The organism is Terriglobales bacterium, from assembly GCA_035691485.1.
Taxonomy (GTDB): Bacteria; Acidobacteriota; Terriglobia; order Terriglobales; family Acidobacteriaceae; genus JAIQGF01.
Window position 1 is genome coordinate 17319 of sequence record DASSIZ010000092.1, and the last position, 12922, is coordinate 30240.

The window sequence follows — 12922 nt, forward strand, 5'->3', positions numbered from 1 at the left end:
TCATATGGCAAGTGATAGGTGCAGGCAAGCGAGACGCGCTTCAAGACGCGGCGTAAAGAATGCCAAATGAGGAAGGAACTGCAGGCTTACGGCCGAGCGCTTGGAGAGGACATCGCGTTCCAGGCGCGGGCGCGGCCGGCAGCGACCTGGGAATCAATATCCGCCTTCATTTCGGGGGGCTCGTAACCGGAGCTATCCGCCGCAGCGTCGAAGGCGTTGAGCGCCCGTTGCGGTTGTTGCATGGCAACGTACAGCGTTCCCATCGAAATGAAGTACTGGCTGGGATGGACGGAGAGCTGAGCCGCCTGTGCAAACGCATTTACGGCTTTGCCGTAGCGCTGCTGCGAGGTGTAGAGCATGGCCAGCGTGTACCAGGTGGCTTCGACTGGCTTCAGCCGCGCGGAAGTGAGGTACTCGCGCTCGGCATCCGGCAAGTTGCCGCTGGACTGATACAACTGGCCGAGAATCTGGTGCAGGAAGGGTTCCGCGGGGAACATCTGGATGGCTCGCTGGAGCGCGGCTTCCGCTTCGCTTTTGCGTCCCAACTTGAAAAGAATAGAGCCAGCGTTGGCGTAGTAATTGAACAGTTCGGCCCGTCCCCGGCTGGAGGAAGCGGAAGCGATTGCGGGCGGCGACTCGAACTTTACTTGCTGGCAATCCAGGGCAAACCGGCTGAGCCAGGGTTGGTTTTCCGGGCGGTTGCGGACCAGAACGATCGCTGCGTCGTCCAGGTAAACAGGCTTCCAGGCAGTGCTGGCGCACAACTGACGGAGTATGCTGTTGGGAAGTCCCCAATAACGAGCCAGCGAAAAAATAGCGGTGTTGATGCCGCGCGCATCGGCTTCCTCCTGCCACGCCGCGGAGTCAGGCGACTTCATCATTAAGTCACGCTGTTTTGCCATGAGATCGCCGAAAGGAATAGCGCGAGGGTCGATGTAATCCAAATATTGCGGGCCGAGTTCGAAAGATAGATAACCGCCGAGGTTGTACTCATTGAAAATATTGCTGGGGAGTTTTTCGCGCCGGATGAAATCGGCGGCGCGCTGGGGATAGTAGGAGGAAAATCCCCCGCCAAACAAGTTGACATCACCGGCAGCGATGTAAGCGTGCTGGGTGACGAGATCGTAGCAACGAGTCCCGAGCAGGGCGACGGCAATGACCAGCGCAGCAATGGTGCAACCGCCGGCGTATGCACCCAGCGACGGCAGGCGGGCGCGCTGTTTTTGCGAATCTTGCTGGCGGCGTTGTGCCCGACTTTTCTGGACAACAACCTGAACCGGTTCCGGTGGAGCAAACAGGCCGGCGAAAAGCGGCCCCGCCACTACCACTACGATGATGACAAACAACGCCTGGAAGCGTATGTGTTGCACCGACATATAAGCGGAGCCCAGCAGCAGAACGGCGGCGCCAAAGTGCCGGCGACGGAGCGCGATAACGGCGGCGATAATGGCCAATGCCAGCAGCCAAAAGTAGCTGCTTTCAGGGTTCCGCAAGTGAAGAGCCTGATCAAGCGTGGCCGGGGTCAGCGGTACGTGCCGCCACTCGGCAAGCACGTTTTGCTGGCTGTCCATGGCGCGGCCCTGGCGAATAATGGCACGGTAGACGTTCCAACCCCATGGGTTAAGAAGCGTCACCGGAACCGCCGTGATCAGCCAGGGAATAGCGGAGCGCAAGCGAGCGCGGGCGGCGGCGCGTCGCTCTGAAAGCAGGAATTCGCCGAGTTCCAGCGCCACGTAACCGCCGAGGAGCGCGAAACCGGCGATAAAACCGAGGTGCGTGTTGGCCCAGACTACAAAGATCAACGGGAGCAGCCAGAGAGGAGTCTTGCGGCCGCGATGGTGACGCCACAGGATCGCCAAGAGCGTCGCAAACAGCAAGCTGCTGAAGAGGTCGGCGCGCGGCGCCGTGCGGTATGCAATCTTGGGTATAGCGAGGATGGCGAGCACGGCGGATGCGATTCCGGCTTCAGCCCAACATGCAACGCCGACAGTTGCCGCGCAGGCCAAGGCATTGATCCAGGACAGTGCGGCGAATCCGCCCGCAAGGTAAGCGAGGTACAGCAATACCTCCGCCCCTGCGGGATAGATCCACTGCTGACCGCGCGCGGTATAGGAGAACACATCCCCGGCGGGGATTTCCCGGTGCTGGAGGATGTAGCGCCCGCTGGCGAGTTGCCAGCCTGTATCCGCGTCCGTGATGGTGCGGAAGCCGCACAACACGGCATAGACGATGACCAAAGCGAGCAAGGCGGCGACAGCGCAGCGGCGCAACTGCGAATTCACTTGAGCCGATCTCTGACTCGCCGTGTTCCAACCCACGCTCGTTCCCATAACCAAGCCGGTTCTTCCCCGATGCGATGACAAGCCATGCAGTGCCACCACAGCAATCTGCATCTCCTGTCTGAAAGACTCAAGTAATGCCGCCTTTTCGAAACGGCACAGCACCCGGGGGGAACTCGAGCTTAGGCAGCACAAGGCGCGAATCGTGGAGTGGTTCGGCCGCAGCTGCCAGAAGGCGAAGGGGGCTGCTGGTCCGCTATTGTGATCTCCGCAGGCGCGCTATCTTCCCAAGTTTCGCAGTGCAATCCTTGCCGATGGATACTTGTCCTGGACTGCCTTGGTATACCAATTGGCAGCCTCTTCAGTATTGACAGTGACGCCGAGGCCTTCTTGATACATATAACCGACATAGAAATCGCCTTCGCCACTGCCTTGTTCCGCCGCCTTGCGGTACCACTTCATGGCCTGTGCGTAGTCGTGGGGAACATTGTCGACACCGGAGCGATAGATGTCTCCCAGCTTAAGTTGCGCAGTGACGTTTCCGGCTTCCGCGGCCTTCTTGTACCAGTTCGAAGCTTCCAGCATGCTCTTCGGAACCGCCGTGCCCTGCTCGTATAGATTTCCCAGCCCCAACATAGCATCCAAGTTGCCCTGAGCCGCGGCTTTCTTGTACCAAGCCAATCCTTGTGACTTGTCGGCTGGCACACCGAATCCGGCGATGTACATCAGCCCCAGTTTCGCTTGCGCAGCGGAATCGCCCTGCTCCGCGGCCATGCGGAACCATTTCGCCGCTTCGGGCAGGCTGCGAGGCACACCCTGACCGATAGCGTACATCTCGCCCAGCTTGCCCTGGGCTTCGACATTGCCGGCGAGAGCACTTTGCTTCAAGGAAGCCATATCGGCTGGCGGCGTCTGCGGAAGCGCCCTATTCTTCGACCGCTGACGTGGACCTTGCGACCGAGCCGGGCTCTGACCTGTTGCTGGAGCCGCACTCTGATTGGCCGCCGGAGCCGCATTCTGATTGGCAGGTGTCGTCGTGCTTTGATTCGCGCTTTGATTGCCGGTTAGTGCCGGCTGAGCAGCCACACCCGTTGCACTCTGGCCGTAAAGACTGGAACAGCTGGCGAGTATCGCCGTAGATAGTAGGGTTAATTGTAGGACTTTGCCGAACATCGGATCTCCTCCCCATGAATACAATTTCAGCCGTTGGATTCAACGGCCCGCTTGGGTTGCGGTTCGTTGTTCCATTCCGCGGGCGAGTTTAGCAATGTCGTGCGGAACTTGTACCGCACTACTTCGACTCATTACAAGCCCGTTGACGGAAAAGTGACGAATTTTCCGGGCTAATGGCCCGCGCTTTAACAACAGCTTCGGATCAGAACTGGGGAGGGAGAAACCGCGTGCCGGGTGGAGGACACCGCCTGGCACGCGCGAGTTAACTTCAAGCTCAATCAGACTAGAACTGTCCGGTCGAGGCATGGGTATTGCAGAAGCCGCTGAACTTGCTGCCCAGATACAGGGTGAAGGAGCAAGCGGTCTGCAGGAAGCCCTCTTCCGCCGCGCTCAGCGTCGAAGGAGCCTTTTGGGTTTCGGTTACGAAATAGGGGGCGAGCTGATTGTTTTCGTCGCCACCCTCGGGGAACTGCAGGTGCGTTCCGAACACCACGCCCAGACTCGCGTCAGGAGTAGTGGTGCTGACGGTCGGATTGCAGCCGCCCGCCGGCGGAGGAACGAGGACAACCTTAACCACGCCAGACTCCGGAACCACGGAGGTCAGCGGGTGGCTGGTCAAATCGGCACCCACGTACGCCGAGCCGAGTTCGTTCGGGGTCAAACGCAGCGTGCAGCAGGCAATCATTTCCTGGTCGGCGTCGAACACGTAGATGTTCGCGCAGATATCGCCAGTCGGGCTGGTCAGCGGCGTGCCCAGTGTACCCACATTGATAATGCGGATAATCTGGTCAGGCTCATTCGGCTCCGGACCGTCGTTGTTGGCGTAATAGTCGACGTAATAGGTTCCCTGCGCCAGCGCCATACACGGCACGAGCAAGAGAAGCCCAAGGACCACGAGTAGTTTCTTCATTTTGGGGATCCTCCGTTTTGGTGGACTTGATTTTGTTTATTCACTAGCCAGCTTGGGGAGAGCGAGCTACAAACGCAACCAAGAATGCACTTGGAAGATGACGGTGACAATTCCCCAGAGACACTAACCGAAGCAGGCTAACCGTAGAAACTAACCGCTTAGGCTAATGGCTTGGATTAGTACTTATCGCTGTGCTGATCGGCAGCGCCGTGAGAGTCAGAACGGTAGCCGCAGCGGTCTAGTGTTGGTGGCAATCGGGGAGTCGAGCGCTTCCATCCCGGCCAGACGCGCTCGAGAGGCCGTCGTTTCTGCATTCGGCTACGGCAAGGGGAGGAACCTGGCTCCCGTCGCGCAGAAATCATCAGCTCCCGATTATGGTGAAGAAACGCGTGCCAGGCGGTGAAAGCCTGGCACGCGCAAGTTAACTTCAAACTCAATCAGACTAGAACTGTCCAGTCGAGCGCAAGATGTTGCAGAAGCCGCTGAACTTGCTGCCCAGATACAGGGTGAAAGAGCAAGCGGTCTGCAGGAAGCCCTCTTCCGCCGCGCTCAGCGTCGAAGGAGCCTTTTGGGTTTCGGTTACGAAATAGGGGGCGGCCTGGTTGGTTTCGTCACCACCCTCGGGGAACTGCAGGTGCGTTCCGAACACCACGCCCAGACCTGCGTCAGGAACGGTGGTGCTGACGGTCGGATTGCAGCCGCCCGCCGGCGGGGGAACGAGGACGATCTTCACCACGCCAGACTCCGGAACCACGGAGGTTAACGGGTGGCTGGTCAGGTCATGGCCAACATAAGCAGAGGCCAGTTCGTTCGGGGTCAAACGCGCGGCGCAGCAGGCAATCATTTCCTGGTCGGCATCGAACACGTACACGTTGGCGCAGATGTCGCCAGTCGGGCTGGTCAGCGGCGTGCCCAGTGTGCCCACATTGATGATGCGGATAATCTGGTCAGGCTCGGCCGGCTCCGGACCATCATTGTTGGCGTAATAGTCGACGTAATAGGTTCCCTGCGCCAGCGCCATACACGGCACCAGTACAAGAATCCCAAGGACTACGAGTAGTTTCTTCATTTGGGGATCCTCCTCGAATAGGTTCGCCGTCGAGACGACGAACCGCGCTAGCATGAACTCCGCTCTTGAGGTTGGCAATTCCCCCGAGTTACTAGTCCCGCCGCATTAGCCCTGGCGGCTAACCTCGTGCCGGTACGAATGATGAAATCGGCAGGCCAAAAGAGAGGATCGATGGTGCTCAAGGTCTGCGGACTCTCATGGCGCCTCAGCCGGCAGAAACTCGATCGTTGTCCCTGATTGATTGCTACTTCGGCACAATCGGCGACGGTCACGGACTCGTTTTCAGCTTCGAGGTGCGGCAGGAGTAATCCTTGGGCTTAGTACCGAATGTACCCATCCGCACTGCAACCATCTGCACATGTTGGAGTAATGCGCCGGCTCTGGAAGGGGCAACCCTTTGCCATACACTACGCTGTGCGCGATTGGTTTGGCCCGTAGCTTGCAGCATTCCAAGCGCACGTGTGTGAGCAAACGGTTTGCAAAAGGCGCCAGAAAAGGCTCGGAATGAAGCACAGGTTGTTGGTCCTTTTAATATTGGGCTTGGCCGCACCCGCGCTCGCGCAATCGTTCCTGGTATCCGCGTACGACAACAACTCCGGCCATGGCGGCCTGCTCGACCAGTCGGTGCGCATCATTAACGTCGGAAAACTGGGTACGCCAATGACCAGCCCGGTCGGGGATGTTTGCGCCAATATCTACGTGTTCGATGCCGACCAGGAAATGATTGCTTGCTGTTCCTGCCGCCTGACGCCGAATGAACTGGCCAGCGCTGCGGTGGGCAATCAGCTGACCAGCAACCCCCTGACAGGAGTTGTCCCGATCTCCGGTGTGGTCGACATTCTTCCAATTGCTGCAGGCACACAGCCTTGTTCCCCGATCTCACCGTTCTCCACTCCCGATGCCTCGCTGGTTCAGGCGACAAGCACGCATGTGGAGATTACCAACTCCTATGTGTTCATCACGGAAAGTGAGCTCGAGCCAGCAAGGATGGGATCCCAGCAAGCTGCGTTCCTGTCGAATGCGTGTTTGTTTGTCCAGTACTTGGGCGGCAAATCCGGCCAGGGCGGTTGTGGCTGTTCGAGCCCGGGATCTTAGACGGAAGCTTCCTTCACGCCTGCCAATTCGGCGGCGCTGCTGGCTTAGGTGTTAGTGGGAGTTTCACGCTTCTCCAGCAGCGGCAGCCTCGCCAATCATTAGCCGGGCATCACTGGTTGAGGCGTCGAAGTGCGGGTCAAGCACTCGATGCATTCACACGTCTGCGCTTGCGCTCGACTCTTCCTTAGGACCTGGTGTGTTTGAAAACCAGGGCAATGATACCGAAGCCACACAAGACCATAGTGGATGGTTCAGGAACAACCGCCGGGTCGGGATATGTGAAGCCGTTGCTGCCGGTACCCGATCCCGGTCCTGGCCCGGGACCGCCACTGGTGTCTGGTGCTGGACTAGAACAGCACACGCCGAGATTGATCGGCCCGATGATTTGAAGATTATCGATGGACAGCCCAGACGAATCGCTTGCGCCGTTGCGGGTGATAACAATCGTGTCGAAGCTTTCGTTGTTGAAGCCGATGTAGCCGGACCCGGGAGTGCCAGCCACAGCGGCCGTCAGTGTATCGACGAGCGTTCCGTTGGCTCCCCCCCGGTAAGCCTGGAAGGTGAACGAACTGTTCTGATCCACGGCGGCGAAAGCGGCGCCGGTCACCGTCGCGTTAAAGGCGATGGTCATGGTGGTGTCGGTGGGCCAGCCGAAGAATCCATTTACCAGATCTCCGCCAGAAAATCCGATGGAACCCGCTTGCCCCAGGTCGCCATTGTCCCAGCCAAAACCGGTGAAGTTCACGCCGAAGTACGAACTCACCACTACACGGTCGGCGAGGCCAGATCCTCCATCGAAAGTAAGGATGGTGTTGGGGCTTGCCAGACCGGTAGCGCTGCCGTTGATTTGATCCGCCATGGCGAAAGATCCCATCAGCAGCAGGACTGCGACAAGAGGGAAGCCTCCACGAAATCTCATTGCTGTCCACCTCTGAACGGAATTGGCTCGATGCCAAGAACGTGAAACGTAGGACAAGGTGCAATGCGGTCTCCAATTGCGACGAAAAATGGAATTTATGCGCCCCAAGAATGAAAGGTCTTGCGCCCAAAAACCAAAATGTGTTCGTGATTGAAGCAGTTGCGCGACTGGTACTTTCGTAATGCAACAGATACCTACAGGCGCTGGCCGATTCGCTTTTGAGGCCGAAAAGCGTTTCAGGAAAACGAAGGACTTTCCGTTTCAACTGCAATTGGTTGCACAGTACCTTTTAGAGGGGGGCCTGTTTCCGGCGCATTTATCATTTTGAGATGGGTCTCGCGGGGCAGTGGCGCGGCAGCCGTCCGGCCGTCTTTAATAACTCTATTTTTTTTTGCAAGTTTTCGATCGGCACCCGTCTAACCAATAGAGGGCAAGAAAAACAGCCGGTAAGGCAACGGCGGAAAAGCCCGAAAAGCTTTGAACGAGAATTGGCTGGGTGGCGGATGGGGATCCTCCTGCCCAGCCAACTATTTTTTTGGGGGTAGCGTTCCGGCCGGAACGCAAATGATTTTGCGAGATTCTCGTGCAGACAACGCCTACCGATTCAAGAATCCGTTGAGTACTTGCCTGATGGTATCGGCCGAATACACCATTCCCAGGCCAATCCGGGAATAAGAGTTCAGCGAGGCGTCGAAGATAGGTATTGAGCCGCTAACGATTCCCAGAATGTAGGTTCGCTGTTTCTCCGCCTGATTGCAGTTGGTGCTTTCGGGAGTGGACACCACCAGGCTACCGCTGGAACCGGGATAAATGTTGGCGTCCAGCAGAAAGCCGTCCATGTGCTCGGGGAAATGCATTGTCCGTCGGAGTTCCTCGTTGAAGTTGAAGCCTTCCAGCGGATCGGTGGAGATCACTCCCACTCGCAAGACCGGAGAGACATTCCTGGGATCGAAGATTGCCGCCGGGTATCCCAGGATGTAAACCTGGCTCCCCACACCGACACCCTGCGCAGCCATGCTGGAAGTCGGGAGCAGCATGGAAGTACTCAAGTAGCGGCCGGTCTTTACTGCTTCGGTGAGCAGGGTGAACTTAGCCCCAAGGGCGGAGCTGCCGATATTGACGGCAGCGACATCGGTGGTCGGATCACGATGCAGGCTGACTGCCGGCAAATACTTTCCGTCGTCGCCGACCACGGGAACTGAAATCTCTTCAATTTTTGCCGATCCGTCCTGTTCCTGGATGACAACCCTGAGCTGGATGTTCTTCTTTGCGCCTTCGGGAGGTAGCACGTGCCGATTGGTGATCAGATAAACGTGGGTCTTGGTGACTCCGACGTCGCTGAACAGCAGGAAGCCAGTTCCGTTCATCACGCCCAGTACTTTTCGATTTTTATCGCCGGTAGTGTTGCCGGCCTTGCCGCTCGGAGGAGTGGTTACGGGATAAGAAATTAGAACCGTGCTGTTCAAGAATATCTTGTCCAGCACTTCACACTTGGCGTTCGTGCGCGTAACCGCTGCCGCGCAAAGCACAAGCACAGCAACTCGGAACCATTTACGGCCCATCTGTACCTCCCCGGTTCACCTCCGTTGTACACCAGAACCGAACTGGCGCAAGGTGCAACCCAAGGTGCGCCAGCTCAGAACACCGACACGGAAATGGGATTACCCGATGTCAGTGTGGTGAAGCCCGTCGGTGTGCCGAGAGTGATGTTAGCCGTGCCTTTGCTTTGCAATGTCCAAGTGAGCGTAACTCCGCTGCTGCCACCGCCGATCACAACTGGGCTGGTGACCGCCACCGCCGAGCTATCGCTGCTCACCGTAACCGACGGCGCAAGCCCGCCGGCCACCTGCTGAACGGTCGACGTCGGCGCCCCGGTGGCGTCCAGCAGGACCGGGTTCAGGTTCACATTCGTAGTGCCGGCCACCAGCTGCACGCCGAAGCCGGCTCCCACACCGCCGGAGTCGATGATCACGAATCCGGACGGAGCCAGGTTCACGGTGATGCTACCGGGATTGAATCCTGGAGCGCTCGCCGTCAATTGCGCCGTCCCCGAACTTGCCCTGGCCTGGACGTAGTAGAACGGGAAATTGGATGCGTTGACACCCGAGCCGTTGGGGACGATTACGGTAATGCTTTGCGTCCCCATTGCGGTGGGTGAGGTGGAGAGCAATACGTTCGTGCTGTTGCTGCTGATTGTAACTGTCAGATCACCCGGCGCCGGCACGTCCAGTGCCCCCGTGGCGGGCACTTCCAGGTTGTTGCCTATCAACGTTTGAACCATGCGCAGCGACACGGATGGCTTGTTTACCGTGACGTTCAATTGCGCGCCGAAAGCCGGGGTGCTGAACCCGTTTGGCTGCGCCACGCTAAGCAACGTCGTGCAGGGCGTGGTGCAATTAGACGCCGGTTGGAAACTCAATGTCGAATTCGAGCTGTCGCCTGGATTGAACTGTGCAGTGCCCGGTATTGGTACGATTGTTCCTGTTCCCGTGTTTTGACTGCTGACGCCGACCCCCAAGGACACTCCCGGCCGCAACGTCCCTCCTTGTAAGAAAGGATTCGAGCCTGAATCGAGCATCCACAGTTCCACCGTGAGCGGGGTGGGTTGCGCGCTGGCACTGGTGCTGAAGTCCTTTCCGATGCCACTTGGTCCCCTCAGCAGGAAAGCCGATCCGTTCAATGCCACGTTGCTGGTTCCGGACGAGTATCCCGAAGCGCTCGCCGTCAATTGCACTGTGCCCGACGACGCCAGTGCCTGTACGTAGATCTGAGGAAGCGCAGTCAAGCCTTGTTGCACGTTGACGGTAACGCTGCTGCTCCCAACAGCCGTCGGATTCGTGCTCAGCAGCAGACGGGTCGGATCCGAACTGGTAATCGTGACCGGCAGCGTGGTGGACGGCGCCAGGGTGAGGTGACCGACGGCGACGGTCTGCTGATCAAACCCGATGGTGATGGGATTGAGCGTGATTGTAGGCGAGGCCACCGTGACCGTCAGCTGCGCTCCCGTATTCGGAACTGCAAATCCGGCCGGTTGCGTAACCGTGAGCAGGCTGGTTCCGGCGCTAAGCGGCTGGAAGTTAACCGCGCTGCTTTCGCTTTTCCCCGGCTGCACCACGGCAGGATTGCCGGCGATGGTGCCCGCCGATGGGGTTCCCGAATTGACCGTCGCGTTCACGGTCAGGCCGCCGCGCAGAACTTGGCTGGAAGAGAGGATGTTCCCCGCGCCATCCAATTGGACGGGATTGACGACGAGCGGAGAATTAGCGCCCATCAGAGCGGTGAAGTTCGCACCCGTGCCATTGGGGCCGCTGAGCACGAAGCCCGAGGGTGTTAGCGTGACCACGGCCGTGGCCGGCAGGTATCCGGGCGCCGTCATCGTAATCGTGGCCGTGCCCGAGGAATCCATTCCTTGCACCCACATGCCCGGGAACCCGAATCCGAATTTGCCCTGTCCGGGGGCGACATTGCCAGTGATCTGGGTTGTTCCTTGCGTCACGCCGTTCGGATCGGCTGCGGCAGCAACCAGCAAGACCTTTTTGGGATCGCTGCTGGTCATGGTGACCGGCAGAGTCGTGGTGGGCGGAGTATCGAGCGATCCGATCGCTCGCACCTCCAGGTTGGCCCCCACTGTGGTCGGCTGCAGGCTCAATTGGCCAAGGGAAATGCCGGTGCCCGATAACGTTACGTTCCGCGGACTGCCGGCAGCATCATCGGTAACCGTCATAGTCGCCGTGCGCGCACCCGGAGTGGGCGGCGTAAACGTAACTGTGACGCTGGCGTTGCCGCCATTCTTGGCGACCGTAAACGGCCCGGAAGGCGAGACGCTGAAATCAGAAATGTTGCCGGCAGTGACCGCCACACTCGAGACGTGGAGATCGGTTTCGCCACTGTTGGAGAGCACCACAATCTGCGAGGCGCTCGTGGTATTGATCGGCTGGGCGGCGAACGTAAGGCTGGTTGTGTTCAACGAGTCCGTCGCGGGCGTGGGCAGGCCGGTGCCAGTCAAGGTGAGCAACTGCGGGCTGGCCGGGGCGTTGTCGGTAAACAACAAGGTCGCCGTTCGCGATCCTTGCTGGCTTGGGGTGAAGTAGACGTAGTACACCAGCGATCCGCCCGGACGAATGGTTTGCGGGAAGGTGTTGGTTCCGGCAGCAATGCTAAAGCTGAAGTCGGTGGGATTGATCCCGCTCACCGCAATGTTGCTGATGACCAAGTTGCTCAGCCCGGTATTTTCGATGGTCAGCTGCTGCGGCGGGCTCTGCTGCTTATCCGTTTGCGATCCCATGTCGAAGGTGGTTGACGACGGGACAAAACTGATCGCCGGTTGCCCCAGCCCGTTGCCGCTCAGAAAGACAGTTTGTGGGCTGTTCGTCGCATTGTCGTTGATCTGGAGGGTTGCGCTGCGCGGGCCGAGTCCCGTTGGCCCTGGCGTGAAGATCACCGATATGGTTAGCGATCCGTTCACCGGCACCGTCGCGGGAGCGGTCGTGGTCGAGAAATCGGTGGCATTCGTCCCCGTGAAGGAGAAGCTGGTGATCGTCAGCGGCGCGCTGCCGATATTGGTCAGCGTCACCGTCTGCGGTGCGCTGGACTGGTTTACCAGCTGATCGGGGAAGTTGATGCTGGCGGCACTCAGGGAGACAGTTGGTGCAATTCCGATGCCCGACAGCTGCACCGAATGCGGCGAACCGGACGCGTTGTCGGTGATAGTGACAACCGCGCCCCTGTTCCCAATCGCGCCGGGCGTGAAGATTATGCCAACCGTGATACTCCCATTCACCGGCACCACGATCGGAGTTCCTGGCGCAGGCGGGACAAATGCAGAGAAAGCAAAGTCGCCGGTGTTTCCGTTCGTAATCGCCATCGAGGTGATCTGCAGATCGGTATTCCCGGTGTTGCTAATGGTGAATGCCGCGCTGGTGCTGGGGACAAGGACCATCTGGTTTCCGAAGTTGATGCTGGTTGTACTGAGCCCCAGGACCGGCGCACTACCGTTTCCGGTCAGCCCAATCGAATGCGGGCTGCCGGAAGCATTGTCGCTGGAGACCAGGCTGGCGGTTCGCGTGCCGCTCTGCGTGGGCGTGAAGTAGACGTTCGCGGTCAGGGTTCCGCCGGGCGCAACCGTCACCGGGAAGACGCCGAAACGTCCGAAGCTGATGCCGGTGCCGCCGGTTACCTGGGAGCTGAAGTCGCCGGCATTGGCGCCGCTCGTCGTCAGGCTGGAGATGATGAGGTTGTCGGTACCCGGGTTACTGATGCTGACGGTCTGCGGCGAGCTTTGCTGCCCTAGCTGCTGGCTGCCGAAGGTCATGCTCGTGGGGCTGGGACTGAACTTAGGTCCGCTGGGACTCAGCCCGTTGCCGCTGAGGTTGACCAGTTGCGGCGTGTTGGCGGCATTGTCATTGATCTGCAGGGCGGCGCTGCGGGCGCCGGCTGCCGAAGGCGTGAAGATGACGGCAATGTTCAGGGTCCCGTTC

General features: G+C 59.0%; 8 protein-coding genes. 1 reads left to right on the forward strand and 7 read right to left on the reverse strand.

What is annotated here, in order from left to right; all coding sequences use genetic code 11:
- Nucleotides 1-86: 86 nt before the first annotated feature.
- From VFI82_12155 to VFI82_12170, 4 genes are all read right to left on the reverse strand, one after another.
- On the reverse strand, nt 87-2282 hold the full coding sequence (locus VFI82_12155; protein ID HET7185432.1) for a hypothetical protein: 2196 nt from the start codon (nt 2280-2282) through the stop codon (nt 87-89).
- Between the two features lie 276 nt (nt 2283-2558).
- Entirely contained in the window at nt 2559-3176 is a 618-nt protein-coding gene (locus tag VFI82_12160) for a tetratricopeptide repeat protein (protein HET7185433.1), read from the reverse strand.
- 559 nt (nt 3177-3735) lie between these two features.
- Nucleotides 3736-4362 carry a hypothetical protein gene (locus tag VFI82_12165; protein ID HET7185434.1) on the reverse strand — a complete coding sequence of 209 codons (627 nt, stop codon included), beginning with the start codon at nt 4360-4362 and terminating at the stop codon, nt 3736-3738.
- 442 nt (nt 4363-4804) lie between these two features.
- Nucleotides 4805-5431: a hypothetical protein gene (locus VFI82_12170; protein ID HET7185435.1), complete on the reverse strand. Its 627-nt coding sequence runs from the start codon at nt 5429-5431 to the stop codon at nt 4805-4807.
- Between the two features lie 504 nt (nt 5432-5935).
- Here VFI82_12170 and VFI82_12175 point away from each other — a divergent pair.
- A complete protein-coding gene (locus tag VFI82_12175; GenBank protein ID HET7185436.1) occupies nt 5936-6526 on the forward strand; it encodes a hypothetical protein in 591 nt (196 codons plus the stop codon).
- A 184-nt stretch (nt 6527-6710) separates the two neighbouring features.
- On the opposite strand, the gene VFI82_12180 is transcribed toward VFI82_12175, so the two are convergent.
- The 3 genes from VFI82_12180 to VFI82_12190 all read right to left on the reverse strand — a co-directional run.
- Nucleotides 6711-7400, reverse strand: a complete 690-nt coding sequence (locus VFI82_12180; protein ID HET7185437.1) for a PEP-CTERM sorting domain-containing protein — start codon at nt 7398-7400, stop codon at nt 6711-6713.
- Nucleotides 7401-8041: 641 nt separating this feature from the next.
- On the reverse strand, nt 8042-9007 hold the full coding sequence (locus VFI82_12185; protein ID HET7185438.1) for a serine protease: 966 nt from the start codon (nt 9005-9007) through the stop codon (nt 8042-8044).
- Between the two features lie 74 nt (nt 9008-9081).
- Nucleotides 9082-12922, reverse strand: a 3841-nt coding sequence (locus VFI82_12190) for a choice-of-anchor D domain-containing protein (GenBank protein HET7185439.1), incomplete at its 5' end; no start/stop codon positions are given.